Below are 14,333 nucleotides of genomic sequence, written 5' to 3' on the forward strand. Positions count from 1 at the left end.
TGACAAGGCGAGGGGTGGCTTAGCGATCCCGGTGAATTGCGGCCGATCCGCTTGTGGAGTGCGGGTGTTCCGCGCACTGTATGGACCCACAGGACAACTGCCGTTGGACAACTGTGCCGAAGGAGGAACCTCATGGATGTGCTCGCAGAGGCGGTCGTAGCGGGAGCCGGGGCGGACGAACTGCGCCGGCTTCCCGTGCCCGCCGAATTCACCGCCGCGCATCTGCGGAGGGAGGACGTGGAGAGTTTCACGGGGGTCGCGGACAAGGATGTCCGAAAGACACTTCATGTCGGCCCGGTGCCGATGCCGGAACTCGCCCCGGACGAAGTCCTGGTGGCCGTCATGGCGAGCGGGATAAATTACAACACCGTGTGGTCGGCGATGTTCGAGCCGTTATCCACGTTCTCCTTTCTGCGGCATTTCGGCGCGAAAGGAGGATGGGCGGAGCGGCACGACCAGCCCTATCACGTGGTGGGTTCGGACGCGGCCGGTGTCATCGTCCGCACGGGGGCCGGGGTGCGCCGCTGGACCATCGGCGACGAGGTCGTGGTCAGCCCCGCCTACGTGGACGACGAGGAACCGGCGACCCACGCCGACGGCATGCTGGGCGACGCGCAGCTGGCCTGGGGCTTCGAGACCAACTTCGGCGGCCTCGCCCACTACTGCGTGGCCCGCGCCAGCCAACTCCTGCGCAAGTCGGACCGGTTGACCTGGGAGGAGGCGGCGGCGAGTCCGCTGTGCGCGGGCACCGCCTACCGCATGCTGGTCAGTGACCGCGGCGCGCGGATGACCCAGGGCGACGTCGTGCTGATCTGGGGCGCGGCGGGTGGCCTCGGCGCGTACGCGGCGCAGCTCGTCCGCAACGGCGGTGGCATCGCGGTGGGCGTGGTCGGCAGCGAGGAGAAGGCGGAACGCGCCCGTGCCTACGGCTGTCACGCGGTGATCAACCGCGCGGAGATCGGGCTGACCGGCACCGCTCCGGCCGATCCGGCGGCGGTCGGCAAGAGGCTCGGCAAGCGGATCCGCGCCGCGGTGGGGGAGGACCCGCACATCGTGTTCGAGCACGTGGGGCGTGCGACCTTCGGGGTCTCCGTCTTCGTGGTCCGCCGGGGCGGCGCCGTCGTCACCTGCGGATCGAGCACCGGCTATCTGCACGAGTTCGACAACCGCTACCTCTGGATGCGCCTCAAGCGCGTCATCGGCAGCCACGGCGCCAATCTCCAGGAACAGGCCGCGGTGGCCCGCCTCCTCGACCTCGGTCACATCCGGCCGGCCCTGTCGGTGACGTACGACCTCGAGGACACCGCCGAGGCCACCCGCCTCGTCCAGACGAACCGCCACACGGGAAAGGTCGGCGTGCTCGCGCTCGCGCCGAGGACCGGTCTCGGGAGGCGGAACGCCGTCCTGACGTGAGCCGGGGCGGGCCCTCCCGTCCGGCGGAAGGGCCCGTCCCGCGCGTGGTGCGCTCAGCGCACCGTCACGAAGACGACGGGCGAGATGGCGCGGCCGCCCACGATGCGCAGGGCGTTGCGGCCCTTGAGGCCGAGCTTGACCCGCATCTTGTAGGTCCCGTTGCGCGCGGTGTACACCGAAGCGGGCAGCGACACCCAGCGCTTGCCCTGCCTCTGCTGCAGCGTGACGCGCGTACCGGCCTTCATGTAGCGGCCGACTCCGTAGATGTAGAAGTTCTGCCACGCGCGCACCTTGGCCGTGGTCGACTTCGCCGTCAGTGTGGGACGCGGGGCCGCGGTCGCGGCGGCTCCGGGTGCGGGAGAGGTGTGCGGGCTCACGGCGCCGGCACCGGCCGCGGGGCCCGCCAGAACGGCCAGAGCCGCGATTCCCGCCACCGTCGTGTACTTCATCGACGTGTACTTCAGCTTCAACCGGTTCACGGTCAACTTCATGTCTCCATCTGTCCGTTGAATTCCGCTCGGACCCGGCTGCGCGGGGGCTCGCTTCCTGGTCGAACCATGTGTAGACCGCGGGAAGATGAACGAATCAGATGAAGAGGCGTCTTTTGTGTAATTTGACCCAAGTGCGTCACGCGCCCGGTGGATCCCACCCGCACGGCGGTGTCCACTCGACCGCGCCGATCGATGGGCCGTGTTCGATCGCGGTGATCAGCTGATGGACCGAGGCGGCGCCGAGCGGCCCGGCGACGGAGACGACTCCGGCGAGAGCCTTGTGCGCCCGGCGCCAGGCCCTGCTGTGCCGACCGCGCAGATGCTCGACGAGGGCGTGGGCGTACTGCGTCATGGAGCGCGCCCATATGTCGTGCCGCGTCTGTGTGCCGGCCGAGGCGCGGCGGACGCTGTGCAGGGCGTCGGCCGGGCGGACGCGCGCCTGTGCCACGGCGAGCCCGGCCCAGCTGACCGCGGCGGGCGGGCCGTGGTCGGCGTGGACGGGGACGGTGTGCGCGGCCTCCCGCAAGTGTTCGATGGCGCGTTCCGTCTCGCCGTCGCGCAACGCGATGACGCCTTGTACGTGGGCGACCCTGCCGATGGTCGCGTCGTCCCCGCAGAGCATGGCGGCCCGCCACGCCTGGCCGAGAAGTTCCTCGGCCTCCGGCGCGCCCGTGCAGGCCGCGAGCCAGCCGGCCAGCCACAGGGCCTGGCCGCGGCCAACGGTGTCCGCGGGCCCGAGCGGCAGCAGCCGCCGCAGATGCTCGCGCCCCTCGGCGGCGTGTCCGCAGACCGCCCACCAGAACCACAGGTCCACGACCATGCCGAGGGCGGTCGCACCCCGGTCGGCGCTGTCCGGACCCCACTCGAGGGCGGCCCGGAGGTTCGGCTCCTCGTCGCGCAGCAGCAGGGTCGCCTGCTCGTGCCGTCCGGTGGACCACAGCTGGTGGGCGGTGGAGGCGACGGTGCGGTACCAGTCGAGGTGGCGGGCTGCCGCCGCGGCGTACTCGCCCGCGGATTCCAGGCGTTCGGCGCCGAAGCCGCGGGCCGCCGCGGGCAGCCGGTAGCGGGGCTGGAGCACGCCGCCGGGGTCACGCACCGGTTCCAGCACCGAGGCCAGGGCGAGGCGGGCCAGGCAGGACGCCACCCGCGCCGGGTCGAGTCCGCCGCCCGCGCAGACATGAACGGCGGCGTCCTCGTCGAACTCGCCCGGGAAGACGCTGAGCCGCGCCCAGACGCTGCGCTCGTCCCGGCCGCACAGCGCGTAACTCGCGCCCACGGCGGCCCGCAAGGACCGGTGGCGCCGTATGGGCGCCTCCGGCCTGCCGAGCCAGCCCTGGGTGAGCCGCAGCATGTGCGCGAGCCGCGCCGGGGGATGCAGGACGGTCTGCGCCGCGGCGAGCTCCACCGCGAGCGGTACGCCTTCGAGCCGCGCGCAGATGTCACCCACGGCGCGCAGTTCCGCTGCGTCGGGTGCGGGCGGGGGGTCCGGGTCGGCGCCCGGGGCCGGTGGCGTGTCCGTCCGGTGCCGGGCTCCGTGCGCACGCTCGATGAACAGCTCCACCGCGGGGCCCGGTTCCTCCTCCGTGCCGGGTGCGCCGACAGGGAGCGGCCTGAGGTGCAGCACCAACTCCTGTCCCAGGCCCAGCGGCTGCCGCCCCGTGGCCAGGACGCGCACCCCCGGCGCTCGCTCCAGCAACGACTGCACGAGCCGTACGCACTCATCACGTACGGGATCGAAGTCGTCCAGGACGACGAGCACCCGGTGATCCTGAAGCCGCGCGATGAGCTCCGTTTCACCGGCTCCGTCCCGGACCCCCGTGCTCTGCCCGCCTCGGGCAGCGGGCGTGACGGGTGTGTCTGTGACCGTGACCGGCACCCCGCCCGGCTCCCCGTCCATGGCCTCGACCAGCGCCCGTGCCACCGACTGCCCCCGCGCGGGGCCGCCGTCCCACCAGCGCACGACGACCACGCTGTCCGTCAGTTGGCTGCCCACCGCCGCCGCGGCGTGCGCGGCGAGGGCGCTCTTGCCGACACCCGGCCCGCCCGTCACCGTCACCAGCCTGCTGCGGGCCAGCAGGCGGCGAACTCCCGCCAGCTCGTCGGCCCGGCCCAGCAGGCCACCCCCGCGCACACGCACTCGCCCTGTCATCCCCTTCATGCCCGGGCCCTCCCGTGTCGCGAGCCTGCCGCCCGCCGCACGCCACACTCGCCCTGCAGAATCGTCTCTGCAATGAATTCGACAGATCCTCTAACTCCGTGTCCCGATCTGGGTTACGGGGCGAAGGTCCGGGCGGCCGCTCAGGCAGATCGGCCGTTACCGGCGTCCTTCCCACGTGACCAAGAACGAGCCGGCGCTGCCGGCCCACCAGATGCCGACGCCGGCGGGACCGGGGCAGGAGCGGCTTTCCGCGGGGGAGACCTGGCGGGCGCTGTACCGCTACTTCCGCCCGCACCGCTGGATCGTCGCGCTCGGCGCCCTGTGCACGCTGATCGGCGCCGCGACCGGCCTCGCCCAGCCGCTCGCCGCGAAAGCCCTGGTGGACCGGCTCGGCAGCGACGACTCGATCACCGGGATCATCGTCCTGCTCACCGCGCTCGTGGTGCTGGGCACCGCCATCGAGTCCATCGGCGCCTACGTCCTTGAGCGCACCGCCGAATCCGTGGTCCTCGCGGCCCGGCGCACCCTGATCGGACGGCTCCTTCGACTGCGCCTGCCGGAGGTGGAGCGCACCCAGCCCGGCGACCTGATGTCCCGGATCACCTCGGACACGACGCTGCTGCGCGCGGTCACCACCCAGTCCGTGGTGTCCGCCGTCGCGGGCGGGCTCACCTTCATCGCGACGATCGTGATGATGGGCCTCATGGACATCGTCCTGCTCGGCGTCACCCTCGGTGTGATCGTGCTCATCGGCGGCGTGGTGGCCCTGGTGATGCCGAAGATCGCGCGGGCGACCGAGCGGGCGCAGGAAGCGGTCGGCACGATCTCGACCGCGCTGGAGCGGGCGTTCGGCGCGTTCCGCACGCTCAAGGCGTCGGGCGCCGAGGAGCGCGAGACGGCCGCCGTGCACGCCGCCGCGCAGGAGGCCTGGCGGCACGGGGTGCGTTCCGCCAAGTGGCAGGCGGTGGCGTGGAGTTCGGTCGGCTTCGCGGTGCAGGTCTCCTTCCTCGCCGTCCTCGGCATCGGTGGCGCCCGCGTCGCGTCCGGCGCCATCTCGGTCTCGACGCTCGTGGCCTTCCTGCTCTTCCTCTTCTATCTGATCGACCCGGTCTCCCGGCTCGTCGAGGGCGTCTCGCAGTACCAGGTCGGCTCCGCGGCCATCGCGCGGATCGTACGGGCCGAGCGCCTGGAGACGGAGGACGCCACCGCGCCCGCCGCGGACGCGGGGCGGCACGGTCCCGCCGCCGTCACCTTCGACGACGTGACCTTCCGCTACCGGGAGTCCCTGCCGTACGTCCATCACGGCGTGAGCTTCGACATCCCGGGCCCCGGCATGACCGCCTTCGTCGGCCCTTCGGGCGCGGGCAAGACCACCGTCTTCGGGCTGCTCGAGCGGTTCTACGACGCCACGGGCGGCCGTGTGCTGGTCGACGGCCGCGATGTGCGGGAGTGGTCACTGGCCGAACTGCGCTCCGTCATCGGCTATGTGGAGCAGGACGCGCCCGTTCTCGCGGGCACCCTGCGCGAGAACCTCCTCTTCGGGGCGCCCGGCGCGAGCGACGACGAGATAAGGGACGTCCTGGTGCGCGCGCGGCTCGACGCACTCGTCGACCGCCTGCCGGACGGTCTGGAGACGCTGGTCGGGCACCGTGGCTCCCAGCTGTCCGGCGGCGAACGCCAGCGTGTGGCCATCGCGAGGGCGCTCCTGCGCAGGCCGCGCCTTCTCCTCCTCGACGAGGCGACCTCGCAGCTCGACGCGGTGAACGAACTGGCCCTGCGTGACGTGGTCGCCGAGGTCTCCCGTGAGGTGACGGTCCTCGTCGTGGCGCACCGCCTGTCGACGGTGACGCTGGCCGACCGGATCGTGGTGATGGACGCGGGGCGGGTCCGCGCGTCCGGCACCCACGAGGAGTTGGTGGCAGCCGACCCGCTGTACGGGGAGCTGGCGGCGACACAGTTCCTCGCCACGTCGGCGTGAGCGCACGGCCACCGAAAAGGGCTGGCCCGGACATGACATTCAGGATTGGATGGCGGGCATGACCAGCGGACGCAGACGTGCGGAACTGTTCGTGGACGAGGAGCAGGACGGCCGACTGGCCGGACCCACCACCGGCGACGAGCGACGCATGCTCGTCGAGTTCCTCGCGGCCCAGCGCACGACACTGGAGCTGAAGTGCGCGGGCCTGGAGAGCGAGTTGGCCCTGCGGTCCGTGGAGCCCTCCACACTCTCGCTGCTCGGTCTCGTCCGGCACCTCGCCGATGTGGAGCGCCGCTGGTTCCGGCGCGTGCTCGCCGGCCGGGAAGCGCCGCTCCTCTTCGGCTCCGACGCGAACCCCGACCAGGACTTCGACGGCGCGGTCCCCGATCCGGCCGTCATCGCCGCCGCGTGGGAGGCCTGGCGTGCCGAGGTGGCGTTCGCCGACCGCCTGGTCGCCGAAGCGCCCGATCTCGACATCGCGGGCGAGGACGGATGGCGCGGAACGGTGTCGCTGCGCTGGGTCCTCATCCACATGATCGAGGAGTACGCCCGGCACAACGGCCACGCCGACCTGCTCCGCGAGCGGATCGACGGCGCGATCGGCGTGTAGCCAAGACCCCGGGCGGCAACGGCGACGATCGCTGCGTGCATGCGGGCGAGATCCCGGTCAGGCAGGCGAGGACGGTGACGTCACCAGCCGGGTGACGAGGTCGTGCCACCCGGCGTCCACGCGGTCGAGCGGCATGCCGCGCTCGACGGTGAGGTGGTGCACGAGGACGCCGTCGATCGATCCGAGCAGGGTGTGCGCGAGGAGTTCGGCGTCGCCCGCGACGCCCGCCTGGCGCAGCAGCATCGTGACGTGCGTGAGTCGCAGGCGGTTCGCCGGGACGGCGTAGGTGCGCAGCGGGTCGGTCCGCGAGGACAGGATCAGTTCGTGGTGGTCGCGCTCGTGGCGGATCAGGGCGGGCCCGAACGCGTGCAGGCGCTCCAGGGCCGGGGCGTCGGGGCCCAGCGGGGCGGGCCCGGAGAGGAAGGCGGCCTGGAGCTGCTGCTCGCTGTGGTCGAGCAGGGCGACCAGGAGCCCGGTGCGGTCGCCGAAGCGCCGGAAGACGGTCCCCTTGCCGACCCCCGCCGCCGTGGCCACCGCGTCCATGGTCAGCTGCGCGGCGCCGCACCCCGCCATCAGCTGTGAGGCGGCCTCGAGGAGCCGTGTGCGGTTGCGCGCCGCGTCGGCCCTGAGCGACGGCGGCTCGCCCACCGGGGTGAGGGCGAGCTCGGTCGACCCGCCCGCTCTGTCGGGCGAGGGGAGGGGCGGGAGAGCGGAGCCGGTCATGCGTCCAGCGTAGCGCCCCGAGCCGCTAAGTGGACCGCGGTCCGGATCGGTGGTACAAATTTAAACGGACCCCGGTCCGCTTGATTCGTAGCCCCCTTGTGAGTCCCGCCCCACTTTTCAGGAGTTCCGCCATGTCTGTACGCATCGTCGCCCTCGTCGGCAGCCTCCGCGCCGGCTCGCACAACCGCCAGCTCGCCGAGGCCGCCGCCAAGCACGCGCCCGCCGGTGTGGACGTCGAGCTGTTCGAGGGTCTTGCGGACGTGCCGTTCTACAACGAGGACGTCGACGTCGAGGGCAGCCTCCCGGCCGCCGCGGCACGCCTGCGCGAGGTGGCGGGGAGCGCCGACGCCTTCCTCCTCTTCTCGCCGGAGTACAACGGCACCATGCCCGCCGTGCTCAAGAACGCGATCGACTGGCTGTCCCGCCCGTTCGGCGCCGGTGCCCTCTCCGGCAAGCCGGTGGCCGTCGTCGGCACCGCCTTCGGCCAGTACGGCGGCGTGTGGGCGCAGGACGACGCGCGCAAGGCCGCGGGCATCGCGGGCGGCGTGGTCGTGGAGGACGTCAAGCTGTCCATCCCCGCCTCCCTGACCCGCTTCGCCGAGACCCACCCGGCCGACGACACCGAGGTGGCCACGGCCCTCACCGAGGTCGTCGGCCGCCTCACCCAGCAGGCCGCGCCCGCCGCCGCCTGACGCGCACGCGGCGCCCGGCCGGGCCGGTCCCGGCCGGGCTACGCGCAGTCGACGCGGTAGGTGTTCGGACGGTCCGGGCAGGTGAGGCACTCGAAGAGGTAGACCCCGCCCATGTCGCCGAACATCATCCCCGCGTGCTCGTGGTGTACCTCGCGGTCCTCGACAGGTGTCCAGGCCCGCGAGGATTCGGCATCGCCTTCGCCGCTCTCGAACGTCAGCAGATGTTCCATCGGCCGCCCGCACCGCGCGCAGGCCGCGGGCTGCGGGTCCTGGCCCCAGCCGGGATAGCCGCCCAGCTTCGTGCCCGGCGCGGTGGAGAGGTGGTACTGGTAGTCCCAGCCCGTCTCCTTCTCCACCTGCTCGAACCGCCCCTCCAGGGCATCCCACACCGTGGCCGCGAGGTCCCAGCTCGGGTACTCCGTCACCCGTTCCGGATGTACGGCGCAGGGGCGCGGCACGTAGTGCGCGTGCCGCTCCGCGGGCACCGGCGGAGCGTCGAGCACCTGCCGCACCTCGGCCGCCGCCCGCCAGTGGATGCGGGGCATGACCCACGGGCCGTCGCTGTGCCGCCGCGGGCACCACAGCACCTGGAGCACGTCGCATTCCTGGGGGAAGGCGACGACGTCCGGCACGTCGGCCCGGTAGATCTGCGCGACGGCCACCATCGGCGCCCCGCCGTGCTCGTCGCACACCGGCCATGGTTCCCGCGCGGGCCAGAGCAAGGGACCGCCGACGGAACTCTCGAGACACGTCGGTTCGCCCGCACGCGGGTGCAGCCGCACCGCCTCCTTCTTGAAGCGCACGACCTCGGGGAAGAGCCGCTCCACGTCCAAGGGGCGCGGCGGCGTGCGGCGGGTCATGCGCCGAGGCTACCTGTGGCCGGGAAAACCGTTTCCACGGCGGCGTGGCCGACGGGTAGCCTGCCGACACCGCCCACCCCTTGGAGAGTTGAGATGGTCGGTTGCCGAAGCGCGCGTTGACGTCGTGGGTCGTGATGACCCGTCATCGCGTGCTGCCCGTGAGCTGTGGCACCGCGTCACCTTCTCTGCCTCAAGGGGCTCTCTGTGCCGTCCGCTCCTCGTGACGTTTCCGCGCGCCATCGGTCCAGCCCGTGGCGTGACGCCGACTTCCGCAGACTCTGGTCGGGGCAGACCGCCTCGCAGCTCGGGGCGCAGGCCGGTCAGGTGACGCTGCCGCTCGTGGCCGTGCTGGCGCTCGACGTCGGCGCCGGTCAGCTCGGCGCCCTGCGCGCGGTGGAGCAGGCGCCGATCCTGCTCTTCTCGCTCTTCGCCGGGGCGTGGGTGGACCGGCGCCGCGCTCGCGACGTGATGGTCGTCGCGGACCTCGGGCGGGCCCTCGCGCTTGCCGCGGTCCCCCTCGCGTACCTGCTGGGAGTGCTCGGGATCCCGGCGCTGCTCGTGGTCGCCTTCCTCGTCGGCTTCCTCAGCGTGTTCTTCGACGTCGCCTATCAGGCGTCGCTGGTACGGCTGTTGCGGCGCGACCAGTTGCTGCGCGGCAACAGTGCGCTCGAAGGCAGCAGATCCGCCGCACAGATCGGGGGACCGGCGCTCGGCGGCGCCCTGGTGTCACTGTTCTCCGCGCCGGTCGCCACCCTGGCCGCCGCGTTCTCCTTCGCGGTGTCCTTCGTGTCGATCCGCCGCATCCGCCGCCAGGAGGTGCTGCCTCCGCGAGCTCCGTCCGAGCGACCTCCGCGCGTCCGGCGGCAGATCCAAGAAGGTCTCCGCTTCGTCGTCGGCCATCCGTCGCTGCGGTCCGTGGGCATCGCCTCGGCCCTCTTCCAGTTCTCGTTCGCGGCCGTCATGACCGTCTACCTGCTCTTCCTGCCGCGCGAACTGCACCTGTCGGGCATGGCGGTCGGCCTGACGCTCGCCGCCACGGGGCCGGGCGCGGTGGTGGGTTCGCTGCTCGCGGCGAGGCTTCCGGAGAGATTCGGATACGGCAGGGTCGTGGTGGCCTCGGCGGTACTCGCCGACGGCGTGATGCTCGTCGTGCCGGCCCTGCACGGATCCACGACCGTCACCATCGGCGCGCTCATGGCGATCAACTTCGTCTTCGGTGTCTTCGGCCAGCTGGTCAACGTCACGCTCATGGCCGTACGACAGGCCATCACGCCCCTGCCGATGCAAGGACGCGTCGTCGCGACCATCAACTTCGTCGGCATGGGCCTGACGCCCGTCGGATCACTGCTGGGCGGGTTCCTGGCCGGTGCGTGGGGCCTGCGCACGAGTCTGCTCCTGACCGCCGTCTGCCTGGCGCTGTCCCCGCTGTTCATGGCCTTGTCACCGCTGGCACGCCTGGGGCGCCGGCTTCCGGAGGAGGACGGTTTCCCGCAGGAGGACGGCCTCCCGGGAGAGCGGCCGGCGCCCTAGATTGGCCCATATGTACTCGACACAGGTGTCCGGGCACGTGAACGCCCCTCGTGCGGCCGTCTACCGGGCGCTGCTTGACGCGGACGCGATCGCGCGCTGGCGCGTCCCGGACGGCATGAGCAGTCATGTGCACGCCTTCGATGCCCGTGAAGGCGGACGCTTCCGCGTCTCGCTCACCTACGACGGGCAGTCGGGCACCGGTAAGTCCGCCTCGCACACCGACACCTACCACGGCCACTTCGCGAAGCTCGTACCCGACGAGCAGGTGGTCGAGGTGCTCGCGTTCGAGACCGAGGACCCCGGCCTGGGCGGCACGATGACGATGACGACCACGCTCACCGACACGGCCGGTGGCGGAACCGACGTCCTGGTCCTGCACGAGGGGATCCCCGACAGCGTTCCCGCCGCCGACAACGAGACCGGGACGCGCATGGCGCTGGCGAACCTCGCCCGGCTCGTCGAGAAGACGCGGTAGCGGATCAGCCCGCACGCGGAGCGGTCGCGCCGGGCAGGGCCGCCGCCAGGGTCACGGCGGCGAGCAGCACGAGCGCGGGCGCCAGCGCGGCGACCGTGCCGTGGTGGATCTGCAGCAGCCCGCCCACGAGGGCACCGGCGAACATCGCGGCGACGGACACGGACCTGCGTACGGACGCCGGACCGAGCCGGTCGGAGGCCAGACCGGTCAGGGTGCGCGTGAGGACGGTGGTGGTCAGGTCGGGCACGGCGAGCTTGCCGACCACCGCGTTCTGCACCCCCATGCCGAGCGCGAGCAACACGATCAGGGCGTGCCTGGCATCGGCCACGAGATCGAGCAGCAGAGCCGCCGCCACCAGCACGGCGTGCGCACCGACGAGGAGCGCGAACAGGCGCAGCGGCCGCGCGACCCGTGGCGCGATCCGCCCGCCCGTCCACGCGCCCGCCACGAACGCGCCGACCGCGAGGAGCGACGCGGTCGCCGAGAGCTGCACGTCACCGGCGAGCGCGAAGCCCAGAAAGACCACGTTGCCGGTCATGTTGGCCACGAAGACACGGTCGAGGCCCAGATAACTGACGGCGTCGACCAGGCCCGTGACGAAGGTCAGCACGACGAGGAGCGGGGGCAGCACGCCGTGGTGACCCTCGGTGTCGGGGAAGAGGAGGACGGCCGCCCGGGCGAGCAATGAGTTCATACCGTCTCTTCGGCAGGCAAGGCCCCCCGCCCGACCCGCGTGCGGCTGCCGCTCACCGCCTCCAGGCCCGGCGGATGTCACCGCGCGGATCTTCCTGAACCGTCCAGCGGCGGCCGATGACCGTCGTGATCCGGCGACGGGTGTCGTACGGAGCCCAGCCGGGATCGCCGTCGCGGGCGAAGCGGATCCAGGCGGCGTGCATGCGGGGAGCCAGGTCGGCAGGAGGCCCTTCCGGGCCGAACAGGGCGTTGAGGCCGCGTAGTTGGGCCAGTTGGTCCGGGTCGAGTCCGAAGGCGAAGGGGAGCTCCATCGTGTGGGTGGCCCCGAGCAGTCCGTCGAAGGCATGGGAGCGCCAGTCGAACCGGTAGCCGTACGTGGCACCGGACGACCGTTCGGCGTGCGCGTCGGCCAGCGCCCAGCTCCCCTTGCCGAACAGTGCGTCGCCCATGACGGCCGCGCGCAGCCGGCCGGGGGAGGCGCCGGGGTGCGCGGCGCGGTAGGTGTCGACGAGTAGGTCCGGCTCCGGGTGGGAGAGGCGGGCGGCGGCATGGACGTCGGCGGTCGTCGAGTGGGCGTAGGCGCCGGAGGGGACGAGGTAGAGGTTGCCCTCATCCGCGTTGGTGCCGATGAGGAGATCGATGTCGGCGCTCCCGGCTCCGGCGGCGACGGCGGCCGCGGGCTGACGGTCCGCCACCACGCTGAACGGACTGAGCCCGATCAGCGGGTCGTACGCGGTCGGGGTCCGCAGGTCGATCCCGCCGAGACCGGCCATGGCGTCGACCAGACGCGCGTCGGGGACGGCTTCGAAGGCCTCGGCTCGGGGCGCGATGCCCAGGGCCGCGGCTGCCGCCTTCGTCACACGGGCTGCCTGTTCGGGCGAGAATGCGCCGAGGCCGCTGCCGCTCTGCACGATGGCCCGCCGCACGAGCCCCCTGCTCTCCGGGGCGGCGATGACGGCCCCCGTGAGGGTGGCGCCGGCGGACTGGCCGAACAGCGTCACCTGGTCGGGGTCGCCGCCGAACGCGGCGATGTTCTCCCCGATCCAGCGCAGCGCGGCGAGGACGTCCAGGAGGCCGCGGTTGCGCGGTGCTCCCGGCAGGTCGAGGAAGCCGCTGATCCCCAGGCGGTAGTTGACGGTCACCAGGACGACACCGCTGCGCGCGAAGGCGTTGCCGTCGTACAGGCCGGCGCGGGTCGAACCCGCCGTGAAGCCTCCGCCGTGCACGAAGACCATCACCGGCAGGGCCGCCTGGCGGTGGCGGACGGGGCGCTCGGGGGTCCATATGTCGAGGGTGAGGTAGTCTTCCCCGGGGACCCAACCGGGGCCGAAGTAGGGCGACATGTCGATGGCGCCCAGGTTCCGCTCGGCCTGGGGCGCGGTCGGCCCCGCCGCCGTCGCGTCCCGCACGCCCTCCCACGGGGCGTGCGGCTGAGGTGCGGCGAAGCGGCCGGTGCGGGCCGGGGGCGCGGCGTACGGGATGCCGCGGAAGACCGTGCAGCCCTCGTGCCGGGCGCCGGCCACCGCTCCTTGAGCCGTGAGCACCGTGCTGGTGCTGGTGCTGGTGTTGGTGCCTGTACGGGGCCTGGGGCGGCGCTCGGCGGTCATGCTGCCGTCACCCCGTCCGTGCGCTCGTACGGCGTGAAGGGCGCCCACCGCTTGACGGTGAACGTGCTGCCCGAGCGTGCGACCTCGGCGGCGCCGTGACCACCCAAGTGCGCGGGAACGACGAGCGCGTTGTGGTCCGCGGCCCAGCCCAGGATGCGACGGCGCGTGGCGCGGGCGCCGACGGGGTCCTCGCAGAAGCAGCTGTTGTGGTCCGGGTCGAGAAGTTGGACGGGGCTGTGCAGCAGATCGCCGACGAAGACCGCGCGGTCCGTCCCGCTGACGAGGGTGAGAACACTCGATCCCGGGGTGTGGCCCGGTGCCGTGTCCAGTCGCAGAGCGGCGTCGATGCGGTGGCTTCCTTCCCACAGGCGCACTTGTCCCGCGCGGTGCACGGGGGTGACGCTGTCCTCGAAGACGTTCTGGTTGCCGCGGCCGAGCAGCGGCTTGTGGCCGTTCTCGGGGTTCCAGAAGTCGTAGTCGTCCTTGGGCAGCAGATAGGTGGCGTTCGGGAAGGTGGGGACCCAGTCCCTGCCGTCCAGGCGGGTGTTCCAGCCGACGTGGTCGACGTGCAGATGCGTGTTGATGACGATGTCGACGTCCTCGGGCGCGACGCCTGCCCGTGCCAGACCGGCCAGGAAGTCGGTGCGCAGGTGGCTCCACACCGGGGCGTACGGGCGCTCCTTGTGATTGCCGACGCCCGTGTCGACAAGGATGGTCTTCCCTTCGCTGCGCAGCAGCCAGCTCTGTACCGCCGAGTTGACGAGGTTCGTCCGCGGGTCGAGGAAGTGCGGCGGGTGCCAGGCGGCTTCGTTGTGCCAGGCACCCGCCGGGGCGGTGGGGAGGAACTGGCCGGGCGTCATGTCGACGGGGCCGTAGTACTCCTTGACGCGGGTGACAGTGACGTCTCCGAGTTCGATCTGATGCGTTTGGTCGATGTGGTCGATGTGGTCGACGTGGTCCGCATGGTCGATCTGGTCGATCTGGGTCATCGGGTGCTCCGGGGGTCGGGGACGGGCGTCGGAGCACCACCGTCGCCGGGTCCGCGCAGGTCAGCCAGACCCGCCGCTGCCTACCCCGGACAGGGTCAGGCTGCCGCGCGGGGG

Annotated in this window: 13 protein-coding genes; 6 read left to right on the plus strand and 7 right to left on the minus strand. The window is 72.3% G+C overall.

Features of this window, described 5'->3' with window-relative positions; genetic code table 11:
* Positions 1-132: 132 nt before the first annotated feature.
* Positions 133-1,413: a crotonyl-CoA carboxylase/reductase gene (gene ccrA / locus ACWD02_RS16650; RefSeq protein WP_451210457.1), complete on the plus strand. Its 1,281-nt coding sequence runs from the start codon at positions 133-135 to the stop codon at positions 1,411-1,413.
* Positions 1,414-1,466: 53 nt separating this feature from the next.
* On the opposite strand, the gene ACWD02_RS16655 is transcribed toward ccrA, so the two are convergent.
* Both ACWD02_RS16655 and ACWD02_RS16660 read right to left on the minus strand, forming a co-directional pair.
* A complete protein-coding gene (locus ACWD02_RS16655) occupies positions 1,467-1,904 on the minus strand; it encodes a hypothetical protein (RefSeq protein WP_451210460.1) in 438 nt (145 codons plus the stop codon).
* 136 nt (positions 1,905-2,040) lie between these two features.
* Entirely contained in the window at positions 2,041-4,062 is a 2,022-nt protein-coding gene (locus tag ACWD02_RS16660) for an ATP-binding protein (protein ID WP_451210462.1), read from the minus strand.
* 211 nt (positions 4,063-4,273) lie between these two features.
* Between ACWD02_RS16660 and ACWD02_RS16665 the strand changes: the two genes are divergently transcribed.
* Together ACWD02_RS16665 and ACWD02_RS16670 are read left to right on the plus strand one after the other, a co-directional pair.
* On the plus strand, positions 4,274-6,040 hold the full coding sequence (locus tag ACWD02_RS16665; RefSeq protein WP_451210806.1) for an ABC transporter ATP-binding protein: 1,767 nt from the start codon (positions 4,274-4,276) through the stop codon (positions 6,038-6,040).
* A 58-nt stretch (positions 6,041-6,098) separates the two neighbouring features.
* Positions 6,099-6,650, plus strand: coding sequence for a DinB family protein (locus tag ACWD02_RS16670; RefSeq protein ID WP_451210465.1), 552 nt, complete (start codon positions 6,099-6,101; stop codon positions 6,648-6,650).
* A gap of 57 nt (positions 6,651-6,707) precedes the next feature.
* Here the strand turns inward: ACWD02_RS16670 and ACWD02_RS16675 are convergent, their stop codons facing one another.
* On the minus strand, positions 6,708-7,373 hold the full coding sequence (locus tag ACWD02_RS16675; RefSeq protein WP_451210468.1) for a TetR/AcrR family transcriptional regulator: 666 nt from the start codon (positions 7,371-7,373) through the stop codon (positions 6,708-6,710).
* Between the two features lie 131 nt (positions 7,374-7,504).
* Here ACWD02_RS16675 and ACWD02_RS16680 point away from each other — a divergent pair, with 131 nt between their 5' ends.
* Positions 7,505-8,065 carry an NAD(P)H-dependent oxidoreductase gene (locus ACWD02_RS16680; protein ID WP_451210471.1) on the plus strand — a complete coding sequence of 187 codons (561 nt, stop codon included), beginning with the start codon at positions 7,505-7,507 and terminating at the stop codon, positions 8,063-8,065.
* A 38-nt stretch (positions 8,066-8,103) separates the two neighbouring features.
* On the opposite strand, the gene ACWD02_RS16685 is transcribed toward ACWD02_RS16680, so the two are convergent.
* Positions 8,104-8,925, minus strand: coding sequence for a DUF1963 domain-containing protein (locus ACWD02_RS16685; protein WP_451210474.1), 822 nt, complete (start codon positions 8,923-8,925; stop codon positions 8,104-8,106).
* A gap of 204 nt (positions 8,926-9,129) precedes the next feature.
* On the opposite strand from ACWD02_RS16685, the gene ACWD02_RS16690 reads away from it, so the two are divergent.
* Complete coding sequence (locus ACWD02_RS16690; protein ID WP_451210477.1) at positions 9,130-10,455, plus strand: MFS transporter; 1,326 nt, start codon at positions 9,130-9,132, stop codon at positions 10,453-10,455.
* 10 nt (positions 10,456-10,465) lie between these two features.
* Positions 10,466-10,930, plus strand: a complete 465-nt coding sequence (locus ACWD02_RS16695) for an SRPBCC domain-containing protein (protein WP_451210479.1) — start codon at positions 10,466-10,468, stop codon at positions 10,928-10,930.
* Positions 10,931-10,934: 4 nt separating this feature from the next.
* On the opposite strand, the gene ACWD02_RS16700 is transcribed toward ACWD02_RS16695, so the two are convergent.
* From ACWD02_RS16700 to ACWD02_RS16710, 3 genes are read right to left on the minus strand one after another with little or no spacing between them, the layout of a single operon-like run.
* Positions 10,935-11,624, minus strand: coding sequence for a YoaK family protein (locus tag ACWD02_RS16700; RefSeq protein ID WP_451210482.1), 690 nt, complete (start codon positions 11,622-11,624; stop codon positions 10,935-10,937).
* Between the two features lie 52 nt (positions 11,625-11,676).
* Positions 11,677-13,230, minus strand: coding sequence for a carboxylesterase/lipase family protein (locus ACWD02_RS16705; protein WP_451210485.1), 1,554 nt, complete (start codon positions 13,228-13,230; stop codon positions 11,677-11,679).
* On the minus strand, positions 13,227-14,219 hold the full coding sequence (locus ACWD02_RS16710) for an MBL fold metallo-hydrolase (RefSeq protein ID WP_451210488.1): 993 nt from the start codon (positions 14,217-14,219) through the stop codon (positions 13,227-13,229). The genes ACWD02_RS16705 and ACWD02_RS16710 overlap by 4 nt, the downstream gene beginning before the upstream one ends.
* Between the last annotated feature and the right edge of the window lie 114 nt (positions 14,220-14,333).

This window comes from Streptomyces sp. NPDC002853 (assembly GCF_053591915.1).